19 protein-coding genes are annotated in these 19,008 nt (G+C 68.8%); 13 read left to right on the forward strand and 6 right to left on the reverse strand.

Translation table 11 applies throughout. The features are described 5' to 3' along the window. Nucleotides 1-61: 61 nt before the first annotated feature. Nucleotides 62-832, reverse strand: a complete 771-nt coding sequence (locus tag G4H71_RS10770) for an amino acid ABC transporter ATP-binding protein (RefSeq protein WP_281392603.1) — start codon at nt 830-832, stop codon at nt 62-64. A gap of 3 nt (nt 833-835) precedes the next feature. Beyond that, nucleotides 836-2,692, reverse strand: coding sequence for an ABC transporter substrate-binding protein/permease (locus tag G4H71_RS10775; protein ID WP_083343283.1), 1,857 nt, complete (start codon nt 2,690-2,692; stop codon nt 836-838). A 169-nt stretch (nt 2,693-2,861) separates the two neighbouring features. Here G4H71_RS10775 and G4H71_RS10780 point away from each other — a divergent pair, with 169 nt between their 5' ends. The 3 genes from G4H71_RS10780 (at nt 2,862) to G4H71_RS10790 (ending at nt 6,772) form a co-directional block, all read left to right on the forward strand. Continuing rightward, entirely contained in the window at nt 2,862-3,485 is a 624-nt protein-coding gene (locus G4H71_RS10780) for a TetR/AcrR family transcriptional regulator C-terminal domain-containing protein (RefSeq protein ID WP_072738786.1), read from the forward strand. A gap of 64 nt (nt 3,486-3,549) precedes the next feature. Further along, the gene (locus tag G4H71_RS10785; RefSeq protein WP_072738785.1) at nt 3,550-5,058 is read left to right on the forward strand and encodes a class I adenylate-forming enzyme family protein; all 1,509 of its coding nucleotides are present in this window, start codon (nt 3,550-3,552) and stop codon (nt 5,056-5,058) included. Between the two features lie 22 nt (nt 5,059-5,080). Next, nucleotides 5,081-6,772 carry an acyl-CoA dehydrogenase family protein gene (locus tag G4H71_RS10790; RefSeq protein WP_072738784.1) on the forward strand — a complete coding sequence of 564 codons (1,692 nt, stop codon included), beginning with the start codon at nt 5,081-5,083 and terminating at the stop codon, nt 6,770-6,772. A gap of 184 nt (nt 6,773-6,956) precedes the next feature. Here the strand turns inward: G4H71_RS10790 and G4H71_RS10795 are convergent, their stop codons facing one another. Then, on the reverse strand, nt 6,957-7,751 hold the full coding sequence (locus G4H71_RS10795) for an LLM class F420-dependent oxidoreductase (protein WP_072738783.1): 795 nt from the start codon (nt 7,749-7,751) through the stop codon (nt 6,957-6,959). 243 nt (nt 7,752-7,994) lie between these two features. Here G4H71_RS10795 and G4H71_RS10800 point away from each other — a divergent pair, with 243 nt between their 5' ends. Continuing rightward, complete coding sequence (locus tag G4H71_RS10800; RefSeq protein WP_072738782.1) at nt 7,995-8,858, forward strand: NADPH-dependent oxidoreductase; 864 nt, start codon at nt 7,995-7,997, stop codon at nt 8,856-8,858. A gap of 50 nt (nt 8,859-8,908) precedes the next feature. Here G4H71_RS10800 and G4H71_RS10805 read toward each other — a convergent pair whose 3' ends face one another. Together G4H71_RS10805 and G4H71_RS10810 are read right to left on the reverse strand one after the other, a co-directional pair. After that, nucleotides 8,909-9,433 carry a TIGR04338 family metallohydrolase gene (locus G4H71_RS10805; protein ID WP_072738781.1) on the reverse strand — a complete coding sequence of 175 codons (525 nt, stop codon included), beginning with the start codon at nt 9,431-9,433 and terminating at the stop codon, nt 8,909-8,911. Next, nucleotides 9,430-10,248, reverse strand: a complete 819-nt coding sequence (locus G4H71_RS10810; RefSeq protein WP_072738885.1) for a DUF2786 domain-containing protein — start codon at nt 10,246-10,248, stop codon at nt 9,430-9,432. Before G4H71_RS10810 ends, G4H71_RS10805 begins: the two co-directional genes overlap by 4 nt. A 126-nt stretch (nt 10,249-10,374) precedes the next feature. Between G4H71_RS10810 and G4H71_RS10815 the strand changes: the two genes are divergently transcribed. Genes G4H71_RS10815 through G4H71_RS10830 form a run of 4 tightly spaced genes read left to right on the forward strand, consistent with a single transcriptional unit; the run spans nt 10,375 to nt 13,953 of the window. Beyond that, nucleotides 10,375-11,331: an ATP-binding cassette domain-containing protein gene (locus G4H71_RS10815; RefSeq protein WP_072738780.1), complete on the forward strand. Its 957-nt coding sequence runs from the start codon at nt 10,375-10,377 to the stop codon at nt 11,329-11,331. Continuing rightward, on the forward strand, nt 11,328-12,077 hold the full coding sequence (locus tag G4H71_RS10820) for an ABC transporter permease (RefSeq protein WP_072738779.1): 750 nt from the start codon (nt 11,328-11,330) through the stop codon (nt 12,075-12,077). The genes G4H71_RS10815 and G4H71_RS10820 overlap by 4 nt, the downstream gene beginning before the upstream one ends. Further along, nucleotides 12,074-13,291: a sensor histidine kinase gene (locus tag G4H71_RS10825; RefSeq protein ID WP_072738778.1), complete on the forward strand. Its 1,218-nt coding sequence runs from the start codon at nt 12,074-12,076 to the stop codon at nt 13,289-13,291. The genes G4H71_RS10820 and G4H71_RS10825 overlap by 4 nt, the downstream gene beginning before the upstream one ends. Then, nucleotides 13,288-13,953, forward strand: a complete 666-nt coding sequence (locus G4H71_RS10830; RefSeq protein WP_072738777.1) for a response regulator transcription factor — start codon at nt 13,288-13,290, stop codon at nt 13,951-13,953. The genes G4H71_RS10825 and G4H71_RS10830 overlap by 4 nt, the downstream gene beginning before the upstream one ends. Nucleotides 13,954-13,974: 21 nt before the next feature. On the opposite strand, the gene G4H71_RS10835 is transcribed toward G4H71_RS10830, so the two are convergent. Continuing rightward, on the reverse strand, nt 13,975-14,586 hold the full coding sequence (locus G4H71_RS10835) for a TetR family transcriptional regulator (RefSeq protein WP_083343284.1): 612 nt from the start codon (nt 14,584-14,586) through the stop codon (nt 13,975-13,977). Nucleotides 14,587-14,732: 146 nt separating this feature from the next. Between G4H71_RS10835 and G4H71_RS10840 the strand changes: the two genes are divergently transcribed. The 5 genes from G4H71_RS10840 (at nt 14,733) to phnH (ending at nt 19,008) form a co-directional block, all read left to right on the forward strand. Next, on the forward strand, nt 14,733-15,509 hold the full coding sequence (locus G4H71_RS10840) for an SDR family oxidoreductase (RefSeq protein ID WP_072738775.1): 777 nt from the start codon (nt 14,733-14,735) through the stop codon (nt 15,507-15,509). 55 nt (nt 15,510-15,564) lie between these two features. Next, on the forward strand, nt 15,565-16,986 hold the full coding sequence (locus G4H71_RS10845) for a DUF1254 domain-containing protein (RefSeq protein WP_083343285.1): 1,422 nt from the start codon (nt 15,565-15,567) through the stop codon (nt 16,984-16,986). 131 nt (nt 16,987-17,117) lie between these two features. Then, entirely contained in the window at nt 17,118-17,894 is a 777-nt protein-coding gene (locus G4H71_RS10850) for a GntR family transcriptional regulator (protein WP_072738774.1), read from the forward strand. Beyond that, a complete protein-coding gene (locus G4H71_RS10855) occupies nt 17,891-18,328 on the forward strand; it encodes a phosphonate C-P lyase system protein PhnG (RefSeq protein WP_072738773.1) in 438 nt (145 codons plus the stop codon). Before G4H71_RS10850 ends, G4H71_RS10855 begins: the two co-directional genes overlap by 4 nt. After that, nucleotides 18,328-19,008 carry a phosphonate C-P lyase system protein PhnH gene (gene phnH / locus G4H71_RS10860; protein ID WP_072738772.1) on the forward strand — a complete coding sequence of 227 codons (681 nt, stop codon included), beginning with the start codon at nt 18,328-18,330 and terminating at the stop codon, nt 19,006-19,008. The genes G4H71_RS10855 and phnH overlap by 1 nt, the downstream gene beginning before the upstream one ends.

The following is a 19,008-nucleotide window of genomic DNA, read 5'->3' on the forward strand; positions in this document are numbered from 1 at the left end:
GCCAGAGGAATGTGCTGTCGGTGCGATAGGCGCAGCCAATTCGCACCGGGAAGCCGGGCCGTCAGAGAACCTGGGACAGGAACTGTTGCAGCCGTTCGGTGTGCGGATCGTCGAACAGCAGCTCGGGAGGACCGGTTTCGACGACGGCGCCGTGATCCATGAACAGGACCCGGTCCGAGACCTGACGTGCGAATCCCATCTCGTGGGTGACGACCACCATCGTCATGCCCCCGCGGGCGAGGTCCGCCATGAGCGCGAGGATCCCCTTGACCAGTTCCGGATCGAGGGCCGAGGTCGCCTCGTCGAAGAACATCACCTGGGGCTTCATCGCCAGAGCCCGGGCGATCGCCACACGTTGCTGCTGGCCGCCGGACAGGTTGCCCGGCCGCGAGTCCGCCTTCGCGGCCAACCCGACGAGCTCGAGTTGTTCGAGCGCGAGTTCGCGGGCGGCGTCCTTGCTCAGCCCCTGGAGTTTGCGGGGGCCGAGCGCGATGTTCTCCACCACGGTCTTGTGCGGGAACAGGTTGAAGTGCTGGAACACCATCCCGATGCGCTGCCGGAGCCGGTCGGGGTTGTCCTTCAGGACGGATGTGCCGTCGAGGAGGATGTCGCCCTGTTCGGGTTCGTGCAGCCGGTTGAGCACCCGCAGCAGCGTGGACTTCCCGGACCCGGACGGTCCGATCACCGTCACCGTGTGCCCGGCGTCGACGTGGATGTCGACGCCGCGCAACACCTTGTTGGTGCCGAACGACAGGTGCAGGCCGGTGCCGGTGAGGGATACGGACTCGGCCGCGATCCCGGTGGTGGCGGTGGTGCCGTTGTCGGTGCTCACGGCTCAGCCCCTCTCCACGACGATGGACTGTTCCACGGGATCGAGCGTGCCCGAGGTGTCGGCGCGGCCGGTCCGGAGTCGATGGTCGATGTAGTTGACGAGATGGGTCAGCGGGATCGTCATGGCCAGATAGAACAGTCCCGCGGCCACCAGTGGCGAGAGGTTACCGGTCTGGGCGTTGAGATCGCGTCCTACGGCGAACAACTCACGCTGGGTCACCAGTAGGCCGAGGAAGTAGATGAGCGACGAGTCCTTGATGAGCGAGATGAACTGGTTCATCAGCGCCGGGAGCACCCGCCGGACCCCCTGGGGTACGACGACGAGCCACATCGAGCGCCGGTAGCTGAACCCGAGGGCACGAGATGCCTCGAGCTGGCCGGGTTCCACACTCTGGATGCCCGATCGGAAGATCTCCCCGATGTAGGCCGAGGCGAGCAGCGACAGCGCCGCGGCGCCGAGCCAGTACGGGTTGTTCCCGGTGATGCCGCTGACGATGGGGCCCACGCCGAGACCGACGATGAGGATGATCACGACGGCGGGCAGGCCGCGGAAGATGTCGGTGTAGATGCGGGCCGGCCAGCGCAGCCAGCGGGTACGGGAGATGCCCGCCATCGCCAGGAGCATGCCGATCACGGTGCCGGCGATGCCGGAGGTGATCGCGAGGATCAGGGTGTTGGGCAGCCCCGTCTTCAGCAGGTCGGGGAAGGCACGCTTGTACAGCTCCCAGTCGAAGAACGTGTCACCGAGCTGGGCGAGGGTCGACTTCTGCTGGAAGACCGGACTCTCGACGTCGGACGTGTTGCGTGCCGCGATCTCGGCGAAGTCCGGTAACTCGGGGGCCGGGGCCGCCTTGCTACCTGGCTGCCACCCTTCGGGAAGCTCGCGGGGCACCCAGTCCGCGTACAGCTCGGCCCAGGTGCCGTCGGCGATGATCGCATCCAGCCCGGAATTGAGGGCGTCGACGAGTGGCTGGTTCTCCCTGGCCACGGCCCAGCCCACATAGTTGTTGACACTGAACGTGTTCTGCACGATCGCCGTCGGGTCGCCCGGGGCGAGTGCGCCCTCCGCCTGCTGGGACGGAGCCACCCAGGCGTCGATCTGACCGGTCTTCAGATTCGCGTACGCGGTGGCGTAGTCGGGGAACTTCACCGGGTCCAGGCCGAGCGAGTTGACGACGTAGTCGTCCTGCACCGTGCCCTGGACGACGCCGATCCTGGTGGAGGCGTCCAGATCGTCGAAGCCCGCGATGGGGCTGCCCTGCGGGACGACGAGGGAGAAGTAGCCGAAGTCGTAGCCGTTGGTGAAGCCGACGGTGTTGCGCCGTTCGTCCGTGGTGGTGATGGACGAGGAGCCGACGTCGAATCGACGGCCGGACACCTGGGCGAGGAGCCCGGCGAACTCGGTGCCCGCGAAATCGACTCGGAGCCCCAGCTTCTCGCCGACCGCCCGGAGCAGTTCGTTGTCGTAGCCGGTGAAGATGTTCTCGGAGTTGACACAGATGCTCGGCGGCGCGTCGGACAGGGTGCCGACGGTGAGGACTCCCGGAGTGATCAATCCCAGCCGGGAGGTGTCGATCTGCTCGAGCGGGGTGACGTCGGGAGTGGTGTAGCGGTCCTCCTCCTGGGCCGCGGCCGCGGCGTCGAGGTTGACCGGCACCGACGTCGCCGCCTCCATCCCGGGCGGAGCACACTGATCCTGAACCGGAGTGGCCGTCTCGTTCGTGTCGGTGCTACACGACGACAGCGTCAGCGCCAGCAGGGCGATGAGCGCGAACGCCACCACCGCACGGATCCTGACCGCCGCCCGATCTCTGATCGGTGGGTGACCCCGATCGCTGATCGACGAGTGCGCGAAAAACATGAAGGCAGCGTAGCGCCGACGACACCCGGGAGAGCGCCAAGTCACCTGGCCGGTCGCCACATCGTTGTCGTGAGTGAGAACTGGTTCGCAGCGTGAAGTTGCGGGTGACCCTTGTCACGAGTGCGCGGCGCAGTTATTGTTTGTCGTACAAACAAGAGGAGCGGAACTCATGACGGAATCGGGACGCGCCAGCAGGGCCTCCGGGCGACAGACCAGGAAATCCCTGTTCACGGCGGCAACCGAGCTGTTCCTCGAGCACGGGGACGCGGTGCCGATCGCGCAGATCTGCGCGGCGGCGGGAGCCCACCCCAACCAGGTCACCTACTACTGGGGATCGAAGGAACGGCTCTTCGTCGAGGTGGCGTGCGCTGCGGTGCTGCGAGCCGGGCAGCAGGCGGAGGACGCGGCGGCCGGTGCCGAGACCGTCCGCGAATACACCGAGCTTCTGGTCGGCACGTTGCTCGGCCCGGCCGCGCCCAGCGTGGAGCTCTTCACCTCCGCCATGCTCCTGGTCGCCCGGCGTACGGATCTCCGCGAACTCATCACCGACACCCTGCGCACCCTCCACACGCGCGGTGAGGACGCACTGCTGCGCACGCTCGTGCGTACCGGCTGGACGCTGCGGGCCGGCATCGACGTCGAGGCGAAGGCCTTCTGGTCCGCGGTGTTCGGCCTCGTCATCCAGAAGACGGCCACCGGGGAGAGCTTCGGCTACTCCCTCGAGGAGGCCGTCGCCGTCATCTTCGCGAACCTGCAGATCCCCGAGACCGTCCTCTCCCGAGCCATCGACTGAACCGGCGGTCTCTCCCCTCGGCTTTCTGCCCAGAACACCCACCATCCCAGTGACGAGGAGCGCGATGAACATCGTTCGCGTATTCGACAGCAACGTCCGCAAATACCCGGACAAGACCTTCCTGCACCACGACGGCACCGACCACACGTACACGCAGGTGGAGGAGGACAGCCGAAAGTTCGCCACCCTGTTCCGTGAATCGGGCCTGCGCAAGGGCGACCGCGTTGCGCTGATGTGTTACAACACACCGGGGTTCGTCCACGCCATGCTGGGTGCCTGGCGTATCGGTGCCGTCGTCGTGCCGATCAACCACAAGCTCCAGGCGCCCGAGGTGGAGTACATCCTCGATCACGCGGACGTGAAGGTCCTCGTCTTCGACGGGGCCCTCGCCGAGGTGGCGGGCAAGCTCGACCGCCCGGAGCTCACCCTCTGGAGCACCGACACCGCAGCCGACGGATTCGGCTTCGTCGACGAGCTCGCCGCCGATCGCGCGCGTGCGGCCGACGAGCCGATCGACGAGACCGATCCGGCAGAGATCCTCTACACCTCCGGGACCACGGGTTCCCCCAAGGGGTGCGTGCACACCCACCGTAACGTCGTCCTCGTCGCGACCACCGCGGCGTCGGGACTGTCGATCACCCGCGACGAACGACTGCTCATGGCGGTCCCCGTCTGGCACGCGTCACCGCTGAACAACTGGCTCCTGGGCACGCTGTACATGGGTGGATCCGTGGTGCTGCTGCGGGAGTACCACCCGGTCGAGTTCCTGAAAGCGGTTCAGCACCATCGCATCACGCTGTGCTTCGGGCCGCCCGTGATCTACACGACGGCGCTGAATCTCGTCCCGAACTTCGACGAGTACGACCTGACGTCCGTGCGCGCCTGGCTGTACGGCGGCGGACCCATCGGACCCGATGTGGCCCGTCGGCTGATCGAGTCGTACCGTACGACGAGCTTCTACCAGGTGTACGGAATGACCGAGACCGGTCCGGTGGGCACGGTGCTCTACCCGGAGGAGCAGCTCGCCAAGGCCGGTTCCATCGGGAGGGTTGCCCTCGCCGGGGTCGACATGCGGCTCGTCTCCGCGGACGGCAGCGATGCCGGACCCGGTGAGATCGGCGAGATCTGGCTCCGTTCGGAGACCGTCATGACCGGCTATCTGGACGATCCCGCCGCCACCGAGGCGGCCTTCGATCCCGGAAGCTGGTATCGCACCGGCGATCTCGCCCGTTCTGACGAGGACGGCTACCTGTTCGTCGTCGACCGGGCCAAGGACATGATCGTCACCGGCGGCGAGAACGTGTACTCGAAGGAGGTCGAGGACGCGATCTCGGCGCACCCCGACATCGTGGACGTCGCCGTCGTCGGCAAGCCGCACCCCGAATGGGGCGAGACCGTGGTCGCGCACATCGTCATCCGTGAACCCGGGGTGGTGGACGGCGACGCGCTGAGATCCTTCCTCGCCGACCGGATCGCCCGGTACAAGATCCCCCGCGAATACGTCGTGCGCACCGTGCTCCCCCGTACTCCGACGGGCAAGATCCAGAAACACCTCATCCGTGCAGCGGACTGACCATCCCGACGAAAGGAACGTCATGACAGGCACATTCGAACACGCCGTCACCCATCCGCAGCCGCACGGCACGCACACGGTACTCAACCAGTCGACGCCACGCGTGGACGTCAACGAGTACACCCTGGACACGGTCCTGGCTGAGGCGGTGGCGCGGCACGACGGCGGTTGGGGCGAGCAGGAGCTCACCGAGATCGGTGCCCTGGTGGGAACCGGGCAGTTCCAGCACGACGCCGAACTCGCCAACACCGTGACTCCGGTGCTGCACACGTTCGACCGCTGGGGCCACCGGATCGACGAGGTCGAGTACCACCCTGCCTACCACCGCATCATTGCCGCGGCCGTCGAGCACGGCGCCCACACCCGTTCCTGGGCCGACCCGAGGCCGGGCTCGAACGTGGTCCGTGCGGCCGCATTCATGCTGTTCTCCCAGGTGGAGCCTGGTCACGCGTGCCCGGTCTCGATGACCCACGCCGTCATCCCCTCGCTCGAACTGCAGCCGGACGTCGCGGCCCAGTGGGTGCCCCGCGCGCTCTCCCGCTCGTACGATCCGCGGCTGGACGCCCCCGGCAAACAGTCGGCCCTCTTCGGCATGTCCATGACCGAGAAGCAGGGTGGCTCCGATGTGCGGGCCAACACGACGGTGGCCCGTCCTGCGGGCAAGGGCGGGCCCGGCGGCGACTACCTGCTCACCGGCCACAAGTGGTTCTGCTCCGCGCCGATGTCCGACGGCTTCCTCGTGCTCGCCCAGGCGGAGGGCGCCGCGGGAACGGGCCTGTCCTGCTTCCTGGTTCCGCGCGTCCTGCCCGACGGCACCCGGAACGTGTTCCGGATCCAGCGGCTCAAGAACAAGCTCGGCAACAAGTCCAATGCCTCGTCCGAGATCGAACTCGACGGCACCGTCGGCGTCATGGTCGGTGAGCCGGGGCGCGGCGTCCGCACCATCATCGAGATGGTGGCACGCACCCGCCTCGACTGCATCCTCGGCAGTTCCGCGGGGATGCGGGAGTCCGTCGCGCAGGCGGTGTGGCACGCCCGGCACCGAGCGGCGTTCGGGGCGACGCTGGTCGATCAACCGGCGATGGCCGCCGTACTCGCCGATCTGGCTCTCGAATCGGAGGCCGCCACGGTCACCGCGATCCGGTTGGCCCGGGCCCACGACGAGGACGCGAGCGACTCCGAGCGCGCGTTCCGGCGGCTCGCCACCGCCGTCGCCAAGTACTGGATCTGCAAGCGGGGCCCGCACCACGCGTACGAATCGCTCGAGTGCCTGGGTGGCAACGGATACACCGAGGACTTCCCGCTCGCGCGTCGCTACCGGGAGCAGCCGGTGATGGCGGTGTGGGAGGGCTCGGGCAACGTCATCGCCCTCGACGTCCTGCGAGCGATGACGCGTGAGCCCGAATCCGTCGCCGCCTTCGACGCCGAGGTCAACCTGGCCAGGGGGACGAATGCCGTGCTCGACGCGCACCTCGACCGGGTCCGCACTCAGCTCGCCGAGCTCGCGACACTCGACTCCTCGGGTGCCCAGCGCCGGGCACGTGCCGTGGTCGAGTCGATGGCACTCGCCCTGCAGGCGTCGCTGCTCGTCCGGTTCTCACCTGCCGTGGTGTCCGAGACGTTCGTGGCGGCGCGGCTCGGTGAGGACCGCGGCATCGAGTACGGCACTCTTCCGCCGGGCGCGGACCTGTCGGTGATCCTCGCCCGAGCGTAGGGATCCCGTCCCGAGCCCGGGCATCCCCGTCCGTACGTAATGTCCGTTTGGTAACTGATCGATAGCTACTGTAGGGTTCTCGACGTTCGACGGGGACAGCGCAGACGTCGTCGAGCGAGTCCGGCCCCACACGATCTCCCCGGTGGGGCCGGACTCCCTGCGCGTGCGGGCCGGTGCACGTCGGTCAGGACAGCCCCGTCAACGGCGGCGGCGTGAACTCGTCCCGCCAGGCCGTGGCCTCGCGGACGACGGTCAGGTCGTAGTCCGGACCCCCGGTATCGACGGTGAACAGCGTGACGCCCGCATCGACGAAGCGTTGCGCGTCCTCGACTCCCGGCCACGGCGCGGAGTGCTGGATGTCGGCGGGGCTGCGTCCGGCGTCCGTCGCCAGGTCCGCCAGCAGGTTCGCCTTCCGGACGTAGGTGTCCAGATCGCTGAAGCTGTGCCAGATGTCGCCGTACCGGCCGACGAGTGGCAGGGTCTTCTTCTCGCCACCACCGCCGATGAGTATCGGAATGCGCCGGGTCGGTGCCGGATTGAGCGTGCCGAGCCGCGCCTCGATACGGGGCAGGTACTCGCCCAGGAGGTTCAGCCGCGAACCGGCGGTGCCGAACTCGTACCCGTACTCGGTGTAGTCCTTCTCGAACCAGCCGGCGCCGATGCCGAGGATCAACCGGCCGCCGCTGATGTGGTCGACGGTGCGGGCCATGTCGGCGAGCAGGTCGGGATTCCGGTACCCGCCACCCGTGACGAGGGCTCCGATCTCGACCCGTTCGGTCTGCTCGGCCCACGCCCCGAGCATCGTCCAGCATTCGAAGTGTGCGCCGTCGGGATCGCCGTAGAGTGGAAAGAAGTGGTCCCAGTTGAACACGATGTCGACTCCTGCGTCCTCGGAGCGCAGGACGGCATCACGGATCAGGGCATAGTCGGGTGCATGCTGGGGCTGGAGCTGGACGCCGATGCGGACGGGACGGCTCATGCGAATCTCCTCGAGGCGGGGCGGTGACGTCAACTGCTGTGACACTGTCGGGTGGTGACACTGCCGGTCCTCTTCCACTTTGCCGCAGAGCACGTGGCCGTGCAGCGGTTGCGGGGATCGCCGCGGTTCCCGTCGTGCTGATCCCAACCGTCGCCCTGCCCACCGGCCGGGCGATACGGTGCGGTCGCGCCACCGGGTGCCACCGGGCGCCCTCACCGACCCGCACACCGACCGGGAGACCTCATGACCGCAGTCCACGACACCGCAGCGAGTACGCCTGCCCCGACGACGTCCGCCGCGGACCTGCTCGCCGAACGCTACGGCGCCGCACACGCGGCCGAGTTGTCCGGCCCCGAGCCGGGCGAGGTGCTCCGTCACCAGCTGGCGCACCGTTCGGTCCGCGCCTTCCGGTCCGAACCGGTGTCCGAGGACGCCGTCACGGCGATCGTCGCCGCTGCACAGTCCGCGCCGTCGTCGTCGAACCTGCAGACGTGGAGTGTGGTCGTCGTCCGGGACCGGGAGCACAAGTCGCGACTCGCCACGCTGGCCGGCGACCAGGAGTTCATCCGCGAGGCGCCGGTGTTCCTGGTGTGGCTCGTCGACTTCGCCCGCCTGGACCAGCTCGCCGGTCAGCACGGCCACGGGCTGGACGGAGCGGACTACGTGGAGTCGGCGGTCCAGGGATTCGTCGACGTCGGCCTGGCTGCGCAGAACGGTTCTCTCGCTGCCGAATCACTCGGTCTGGGAACGGTGTTCGTCGGAGCGATCCGCAACAACCCGGAGCAGGTCGCCGACGAACTGGGCCTGCCGCCCCGCGTGGTCGCCGCCTTCGGGCTCGCCGTCGGGCATCCGGACCCGGAGCGCCCCGCACGGATCAAACCGCGTCTTCCGCAGGACGCGGTGGCACACCCCGAGCGCTACCGGTCGGATACGCAACTGCCCGCGATCGGTGAGTACGAGACCACGATCGGTGCGTTCTACGAGAGCGAGGGCCTCGCGCACAGCTGGAAGGAGCGCGTCCTGGCCCGTCTCGGCACGGTGGCCGGGCTGAAGGGACGCGACCGGGCGCGCGAGTCGTTGCGGAACCTCGGGTTCCCACTGCGCTGAGCGCACATCAGCACTGCGCTGAGCGCACATCAGCACTGCGCTGAGCGCGTTCAGCCGACCCGGACCCCGCCGGCGAGGAAGGTGGCTCGGAGCACGAAAGCGGCTTCCGGTCCGATGATCTCACCCACCAGGGTGAGGTAGCGGTCGACGTACTCCGGCCCGTGCGGCGCCGTCGTCGGCGACTCCGGGTCGGTGGGGTCGAGGTGGTGCGCGAGTTCGTGGAGGACGACGAGTTCCCGGAACGCCCACGCGGCACCGTGGTGGTGCTCGGGCACGGCGATGGTCGCGCAGTCGCTCTCGTAGTGGGCGGCGGCGTTTCCGGCGCGGGCCCGGACCCGGACCAGCTGTTCGGCACGAGTCCACTTCGCGCGCACCCAGTTCAGGGCGAGGACCCGGTCGACGTATGCCTGCACCGAATCGATGGACGCGAACTTTCGTTCGATCGGCAGGGTGACGTGCGATCCGAGGACCTCGACGGTGCGCAGTCCACGTTCGTCGGCCCGGTCGAACATGGTGCGTACCAGTGCTTCCGCGTCGTACACCGCCGAACGCTGGGTGTCGCGGCCCCGTCTCACGACCCGATCCTCCCCCGCGGCGAGGGCAGCTCCGGGCTGTTGCCCAGGCGGGCCGTACGGGCAGCGCGGTCACCCGCGCGGCGCGCGTCCGAGGAGTGGCCGGCCGTCGCCTTGACACCGCGCCAGGTGCCGCGCGCCGTCGAGTGCTCGCGGTAGTAGTCGCGGAGCTCGAGCTCCTTGCCCCGCAACACCAGCGCGGTCTCGGCGGACGTCTCGGGCGCGGACACCGCCTCGGTCTGCGCCTCCTGCTTCGCGTCGGCGAGCCGCTGCCCGATCCTGGCCGCGTATGCGGTCTGGAAGTTCAGGCGGGCCGTGACCGCGGCGACCGGACGGCGCACCCGGCTCGTCACCCGGCGCCCGCCGCGGCGCTCGACGACGGTCCGCACCGTGGTCTCGGACCGGTAGGTGCCGGACTTGATGTAGGTGTCGGAGGCACGCACCATCTGCACCAGCAGGGAGGTGTACAGCGCCTCGCAGACGTCGATGTCGGCGGCGAAACCGTACGCGTAGACCACCGCCGACGTCTGGGCGATGTCGCACTGCACGTCGTTGGCCGCGGCGATCACCAGGAACAGTTGCGCATAGGTCCGCAGGCCGCGTTTGCCCGGCTCGCCGATGTGGACGAGTCGTTGGGTGGGGGTGACGCGCTGTTCGCGACCGGTGGCGTGGGCTCGTGCCACGGCCAGATCGATCGACGACGCGGTGGCCAGCCGTTGCGCGGCTGCCATGAAGGCGGCGCTCTCGTGCTCGTTGTCGGTGGACTCGGCCTGCCTGAGCAGCCCACCGATGCGGGTCAGCATCTTCTCCGAACTCACTCCGGCCACGCTACGCCCGTCGCGGTGCCGGCTGCCGCAGCCGAGCACGTAGTACCTGAGGACTACTGTTCGAAACCACTCCGCAGCGGGATGTGCCGTGCCCGATCGGATCATAGCGTCGACGCCATGACCAGCAGCGAAGCCCTCATCGAGGTGCAGGGCGTCACGAAACGCTACGGCGCACTGACCGCCGTCGACGATCTCACGTTCACGGTGCGGCCTGGACGGGTCACCGGGTTCCTCGGCCCGAACGGAGCCGGGAAGTCGACGATGCTGCGCATGATCCTCGGTCTGGTGGCACCGACGTCCGGCACCGCGGCGGTCGCGGGACATCGCTATCGGTCGCTGAGCGCGCCGCTGCGTACCGTCGGTGCCCTGCTCGACGCGCACCACGTGCACGGTGGGCGGAGCGGCCGGGACCATCTCCGGATGCTCGCGAGCGCCGCCGGTATCGGGTCGAGGCGGGTCGAGGAGGTGCTCGGCATCGTCGGCCTGGCGGATGCCGCCGACCGTCGTGCGGGCGCGTACTCCCTGGGTATGCGCCAGCGTCTGGGGATCGCCGCCGCGTTGCTGGGCGACCCGCGGGTACTGGTCCTCGACGAACCCGTCAACGGCCTCGACACCGAAGGCATCCGGTGGGTACGGAATCTACTGCGTGGCATGGCCGACGAAGGCCGCACCGTGTTCCTTTCCAGTCACCTGATGAGCGAGATGGAACTGGTCGCCGACCACCTCGTCGTGATCGGCGGCGGGCGTCTGCTCGCCGACGAGGCGACATCGGCGTTCGTCGCCCGGTCCGGACGCCACCGCGCTCGGGTCCGCTCCCTCGACGACGGGGCACTCGCCCGCAGGCTCACCGCCGACGGAGCCGTCGTCACCTCGCCCGAAGGCGGTCCGTCCGCTGGGCTCGTCGTGAGTGGTGTCGACGGCGAGACGATCGGTAGAGCGGCTCTCGCGGCACGGATTCCCCTCGTGGAACTGACCCCGGTGCGCTCCACCCTCGAGGACGTCTACACCGGCCTGTTCGACGCGGGCGCATTCGAGGGCGGGACATTCGAGAGCGGACAGGTGGAGACGCGATGAGCGGGAACAGCGGCCTGTCCGCCCAGATCCGTTCCGAGCTGGTGAAGATCCGGTCGGTGCGGTCACTGACGATTCTGCCCGTCGTGATGACGGTGCTGGTCCCGGCGATGGCGTTGTTCGTCGGCGTCACCGGCAGCCTGGACCCGGACGACACCGTGTTCGGAGGCGCACTCACCGGAGGCATTCTCGGGCTCGCCGTTGCAGGGATCTGGGGAGCGCTCGTGGTGACCGGCGAGTACTCCAGCGGAACGATCGAGCCGGTGCTGACCGTGACCCCGCTCCGTGGCCGGGTGCTCGCAGCGAAGGCTGTGGTGGTGGGCGTCGCGGCCATCCTGCTCGCGATACCCGCGTGCGCCGCCGCGTTCGGCATCGGTCTCGTCACGCTCGACGGGCACGTCACCGGGGATCCCGTACCCGCCCTGCTCGGTATCGCGCTCGCCTACGGCGCCGTGGGCGTCCTCGGTGTGGCCTGCGGAACGGTGTTGCGGTCCTCGGCCGGAGCGGTGGCCGTCGTCCTCGGGGTGCTGATCCTGCCCGAGTTGATCGGCCCGCTACTCGGCAGCCTGCAGCCGTGGATCACGGGTGCCGCGCCGTCCGCGGTCGTCGTCAAGCTCTCCCAGAGCGCGGACGCCGCGCCCGAAGTGATGGGATCGTGGGGAGGGTGGGTGTCCCTGATGATCCTGGTGTCGTACACGGCCGTCGTGGCGGTCGCGGCTCGGGCGGTGTTCGTGGCGCGGGACGCGTGACCGGCCTGCAGCTCCGGGACTGGTGGTGGCGCACCGCTCAGTTCGGCGGCGCGGTCTTCGTCTTCGTCGTCGTCCTGCACACGCTCACCTCCGACACCGGTCTGTCCGATCGTTCCGCCGCGATCCTGGCACTGTGCCAGGGCGGCGCGGTCGCGTTGGTCGTGGTCAGCCCTCTGGGCGGAGTGATGCTCGCGCTCGGGGCCGTGGTGGTCGCCTCACTCGCGGAACCGGGGCAGCTGTGGGTGGACCCGGTCGTCAACAGCTATCTCGTCGTTCTCGCGCTCGCCGGTCTGCGGGTCCGGCCCCGAGTTGCCGTCGGCATGTGGACGGCCACCGTCGCCGCCGGCGTGGCACTGGCAGGCTCGGTGCGGCCGCCGGAGGCGCTGCGCGACTTCCTCGAGATCTCCGTACTCGCCGCACTCGTCCTGGTCGCCGGCGGTGCCGTCCGTGCGGCGCTCGAGGCCCGATCCCGGCTGACCGCCGAACAGGAGGCGACCGAACGCGAACGTGAACGGGGCGCGGCACTCGCCGAACGGACCCGCATCGCCCGGGAACTGCACGACGTCGTCGTCCATCACATGTCGGTCGTCGCGATCCAGGCGCAGGCCGCGAGATACCGGATCCAGGATCCCCCGTCGGAGCTGGTGGCCGGTCTCGAGGCCATCCGCGCGAGCGCATCCGAGGCGCTGGGCGAGATGCGTCGAATCCTCGGGGTGCTGCGAGCCGACGACGCCGACGATCTGCTGGCGCCGCCGCGGCCCGCACCGACGCTCTCGGACATCGACGGGCTGGTCTCCGGAATCCGTTCCACCGGGACCACTGTCGATCTGGAAGTCGGCGGCGCCGCTCGTCCGCTCCCGGCCGGAATCGAGATGAGTGCGTACCGGATCGTCCAGGAGGCGCTGAGCAACGCGGTGCGTCACAGCCCGGGATCGGTGATCCGAGTCGAGATCGACTACGAGGAGGAGGATCTGGTGGTCCTGGTGCAGAACGGTCCGGGAACGTCGCCGGGCACCGAGAGTGCCTCCGCAGGCGGCGGACAGGGACAGATCGGCATGCGTGAGCGGGTGGACTCCCTCAAGGGGCAACTCACCGCCGGCCCCACCGGTGGCGGCGGCTATCGGGTGCACGTTCGCATACCCGCCACTCCGCGCGAGCGCGAATCACGGGAACAGGAACCGCGCGAGCGGGAATCGGGAGGGGGCTCGCGGTGACGATCCGGGTGGTGATCGCCGACGACCAGGCGATGGTGCGGGAAGGACTCGGCGTCGTGCTGGACGCGCAGGACGACATCGAGGTGGTGGGTCAGGTCGCGGACGGCAGGCGCGCGGTCGACATGGTGGCCCGCACTCACCCCGACGTCGTCCTCATGGATGTCCGGATGCCGGTTCTCGACGGCCTCGCGGCGACGGCAGTGGTGCGGGAGAACCATCCCGACACGGCAGTGATCGTGTTGACCACCTACGACCTCGACGAGTACGTCTACCGCGCGCTGCGGGCAGGTGCGAGTGGATTCCTGCTCAAGGATGCGTCCGCGCAGGAGCTCGCGGACGCGGTCCGGACGGTCGCGGAAGGCGAGGCGCTGCTCGCACCGAGGGTCACCCGGAGGCTGCTCACTCGGTTCGCCCGCATGGGGCCGGCGGAGACCGTGCCGCCGCAGCGCCTCACCATGTTGACGCCCCGCGAGAACGAGGTGCTGGTGTCGCTGGCGGGCGGGCTCACGAACGCGGAGATCGCCGGAGAACTGTTCATCGCCGAGCAGACCGTGAAGACCCATGTCGGCCGGATCCTCGACAAGCTCGGGCTGCGCGATCGGACCCAGGCTGTGGTCTTCGCCTACGAGCACGGGGTGGTGGCACCCGACACCGGGCGCTGATTCCGCCCCTGGAGGTCGGCGTCATCTGCGTGCGAAGCGGACGACGCTCAGCGCCGAGGCAGCCAGCTCCGCCGCCTCCACCCGCGGCGCCCCTTCGTCGGATACGCACGTGACCCAGTGTTCGAGAGCAACGGTCAGCGCGCCGATCAACGTGTGCGACAGCAGCCGCGCCTCCAAGCTCTGCGGGTCGTGCCCGGCGCGAGCTCCGATGACGGGACGCAGTTCGTCGGTGAGATCGAGGGCGGCGACCATCCATCGTGCGCGCATGCCCGGAACAGACGTGAGGAGAACGAAAAGGTCTCTGGTGGAGACGATGTGAGCGTAGCGGTCCTGGCGCAAGGACTCGACGAATGCGGCATGGACCGCGATCTCCACGGGTTCGTCCTCGGGCCTGTCGGCCAGATAGGAGACGAAGTCGCGGATACCCGACGCGATGATCGGGGTCAGTGTGTCCTCCTTGGCATCGCAGTACCGGTAGAAGGTGCGCACCGAGATGTCGGCACCCCGGGCGATGTCCTCGACCGACGTCTCGTCGAAGCCGCGTTCGAGGAAGAGTCGCGCAGCGCTGGCCGCGATGTCCATTCGCATGGCGGATCGCCGTCGATTCATCACGGTGCGGCTCGCTTCGGTCACGTCTCCTCCTGGGAGTGTGTCTTGACACACATCATTAATCTGGCACAAACTGGCAACATTGGCACGAATGCGCAGCCTTGGTGCATTGACCGACCAACCGGCTGTCCCACCAACCGGCGCTCTCCTCCAACCACGGAAGTCAGGATATGGCCCGCACGTTCCTCATCACCGGCAGTGCGTCCGGAATCGGCGCCGCAACGAGCGCCCATCTGCGCCGACAGGGCGCCCATGTGATCGGCGTCGACCTCCGCGATGCCGACATCACCGCCGACCTCGCCACCGACGAGGGCCGCACGACCCTCGCCGAGCAGGCCGGGGAACTGACCGGCGGTCGCCTCGACGGCGTCGTCGCGTGCGCCGGAGTCGCGCTGTTCGACCCGCTCACGATCAAGGTCAACTACTTCGGCGCGGTCGCGACGCTCGAGAGCCTGCGCCCCCTTCTCGCTGCCGGTACCGATCCGCGTGCGGTCGTGATCTCGTCCGTGGCCTCGGTGCATCCGAGCGATCCGGCGATCGTCGACGCCGCGCTGGCCGGTGACGAGGAAGCAGCCGTGGATGCGGCCCGGGCAGCGGTCGACAGTGGTGCCGGCGCACTGGTGTACGGGTCGTCGAAGGCGGCGATCGCGCGGTGGGTGCGCCGCACCGCGATCACCCCCGAATGGGCGGGCGCGGGCATCCCGCTCAACGCGATCGCGCCGGGCACCATCGCCACACCCATGATCCAGGCGATGCTCGACACCGAGGCCGGGCGGCAAGCCATCGACGGCGCAGTCCCCATGCCGCTGCACGGTCACGCCCGCCCGGAGCAGATCGCTCCGCTGCTCGAGTGGCTCACCTCCCCCCAGAACACGCACGTGACAGGTCAGGTGATCTTCGTCGACGGTGGCGCCGACGCCGTCCTGCGCGGCGACAGCACGTGGTAGTCGAATCACCCGGTGGTCGAACCACCCTGTAGTCGAATCCGGAAAGGAACAACGAATGGCGTTGCGACGGAGTGGTGGAGTGCGCAGGCGCACGGCTGCCGCGCTCACCGGGGTGTGCCTGGCTACGATCGCGGCTGCCGGATGCTCGAACGACGACCCTGCGCCCGACCTGCAGTCGGCGGTCGATCTCGAAGCCGTCGACCTCGCCGCCACCGTCGACGACGCCTACTCGTTCACGTACCCGCTCTACGAGCTGGCGCGCCACCGCTGGAACGCTCTGGAGACCGCTGACGGTACGACCAGCACCACGTTGAACACCTTCGCCCATTCGCGCAGCCTGGCGGGCCCGGACGACACGTGGGCGAATGCGCCCAGCTTGGACGTGCTGTACTCCACCGCTTGGCTGGACCTCGCTGCCGGGCCGGTCCACCTCGACACCCCGGACACCGGGGACCGATTCTCCGTGCTCACACTGATCGACTTCTACTCCAACACGTTCTTCTATGCCGGCGAACGCACCACGGGTACGCAGGCCCAGCGATACTTCGTCGTCGCACCGGACTGGCAGGGCGATGCGCCTGCGGATGCGACCCTCGTGCGCGCCACCACGAACGACGTCTACGTGAACCTGCGGGTCCAGACGGCCGGTCCCGCAGATGAGGCGGCCACGAATGCCGTTCAGGACGGATTCCGCTTCACTCCCACCACGCCCGTCTCGGGGGACGGCACCGGTCGAGTACGCCCCGTGGCGGACGATCCCGAGAACTATCTCGACGTCGTCAACCAGATGCTCGCGCTCGATCCGCCACCCGCCGAAGAACAAGGTCTACTCGACCGTTTCCGTGCTGTCGGCGTGTGCGGGTCCGAGTGCAGCTGGGACGAACTGAGTGAGGACGTCAAGGACGTCTGGCGGACCGAGTTCCCCGGCCTCGGCCGGTACTTCGAACGACTGGCCGGTGACGGCCGATCGAGCGGGTGGATCGACTACAGCCCGCCCGGCAACCTGCTCGGCACGACCGAGCAGAAGGACTACGACCTGCGGGCGTACTCGTTGGCCACCGGTGGTGGAATGCTCGGGATGTCTCGCGAGGAGGCCAACTACTGGATCACCTTCACCGGATCCGACGATCAGCCTCTGCTCGGTAGTCGTGACTACACCCTGCATCTACCCCCCGGTGGCATCCCCTCCGCGGCGTTCTGGTCGATCACGCTCTACGAAGTCCGCGACACCGGCCAGTTCCCGACGCCCAACCCCGTCGACCGCTACGTGATCAGCAGCGAGACCGAAGGACTGGTCACCAACCCCGACGGCGGTATCGACATCACGATACGAGCAGCGGCGCCCGACACCTCCGGTACCAACTGGCTGCCGAGTCCGGCCGACGGCACCCCCTTCATCCTCTTCGCCCGTTCCTACATCCCCGAATCATCCGTTCTGGCAGGCGACTACACGATGCCGCCCGTCACTCCCGCGTAAGAGGCCGGTACCGGCGGCGGCGCCTCGGGACACCCCGAACTCGGACAACTTGCCCCGCTGTTCAATCGCGTTTCCCTCCCGGTTACCTGGAGGGCGGTTGTTCGTACAACTGCAGCCGGGACAGTATGCGCATGACGCAGCAGCGGTACCGGCTCATCGCGGACGAACTCGAAGGCGAGATCGCCGGGATGGCGCCCGGGAGCAAGCTCGACAGCGAACACACCCTCATGAAGCGTTTCGGCGTCGGCCGCGCCGCAGCCCGTGCCGCCGTGCAGGAACTCGAACGCAGGCTGCGAGTGCGCCGGGTCCAGGGAGCGGGCACGTTCGTCACCAAGCGGATCGACTACGTCATCTCGCGGGATCGGCCACCGTCCTGGCATCGGACCGTGCGGGAGGCCGGCGCGCACCCGCGGTCGGTGGTCCTCGACCGTGCGATCGAGCCGCTCCCCGCCGACTGCGCGGTGCTGCTCGAGGCCCCGGTGGGCACACCGACCCACCGCATGGTGCGAATGAGCTACATCGACGACGTCGTCGCCGGGACCGCAGTCGAGTGGATCGTGCACGACGCGGTCCCGGATCTGGCCGATGCGATGCGGGTCGAGGAGTCGCTCGACGAGGTGCTGCGGCAGGTCGGTCACGTCGAGGCGGTGCGCTCGTGGTGTCGCACCGCCTCCGACATCCCGCCGCCGGACGTCCAGCAGCGTCTCGAACTCGCGACCGCGGTACCCGTGTGGGTCGTCGAGAGCGTCAACCGGGATCCGGCCACCGGCCGTCCCCTCACGTACAGCACGGCGTGGATGCGCGGGGACGCCGTCCGCGTCGTCATGGAGATCGGCTCCACCGGTGCGCCCGACGGAGCGCCGTCACGAACACCGGCGCCGGACACGAAAGAGGTTGCCTGGAAATGACATCCATCACATACACCCGTGAGCGGGTCGCGGAGTTGCTGGCCGCGGCCGCCGAGAACGACCTGGTCGAGCTCGCGGACGAATGTCTGTCCGACGGTGCGCAATTCGCCGTTCTCGCCGCGCCGGAGATCGGATCGATCGCGGCGCAGGTGCGTGAACCGATCATGCATCACCGCTTCTTCCTCGGTGACGTCCTCGCCTGCCGCGCCGAAGTGAGTCTGGACGGCACCCGCGGATGGGCGATGCGGATGGGAGACAACCGTGTTGCCACCCTGGCGGCGGCGGTATGCGACGCGGAGGTGACGGCCGAGCGGCCCCGAGCCGACCGGATCCGGCAACTGTGTGCGCGCATCGAGCGGGACCGCGAGCTGGCCGATCGCGACGAGTGGGCCGCACTCGCCCCCACCGTCGTCCAATTCGAGGAGTTGACCTGATGAGTGAGAACATCCTGCCCGCGCAGGCGCCACCCGCGGTACTCGGCGCGGGGCTGGACCCGGTCCGTGCCCAGCAGGTGTACCGAGCGGTGCTCGAGGCCTTCGCCCGACCGGGTAGCCGGCAGTTGCTGCCTCCCAGCCATTTTCCCCCGGCACTCCTGCCGATGCTGGCGCTGGCCGACCTCGAGACGGGAACGCATCTGATCGAGGGCGACGACGGGGGCTGGGGCCCGGTGCTGGCCGTCGCCACCGGTGCCCCGGCGGTATCGCAACCGAGAGCGAAGTACGTCACCGCACTCGCCCCGGTCACGGCCGCCACGGTCGCCCGGATGCACACGGGAACGGCACGTAGCCCGGAGTCGGGCGCCACCCTCGTCCTCGCCGTCGACTCGCTCGACGGCGGCGATCCGGTCCGGCTCACCGGCCCCGGCCTGCGGACGGAATGCGAATTCGCGCCGCGGGTGATCGACCCGGAGATCTGGGCGGCCCGGGAGGAGAAGGTCGCGGAGTTCCCCGCGGGGATCGACCTGCTGTTCGTCGCTCGCGACGGCTCGCTGGTCGGGATTCCGCGCACGACAGCTGTCACGCACTCGTACCGGGACGGCACCGATCCGAGGCTGCTCCCTGACCCCGGCCGCTCCGGCGGCGGGCAGTCCGACGACACCGAAAAGGCTTACTGA

This window comes from Rhodococcus triatomae, assembly GCF_014217785.1.
Lineage (GTDB): Bacteria > Actinomycetota > Actinomycetes > Mycobacteriales > Mycobacteriaceae > Rhodococcus_F > Rhodococcus_F triatomae.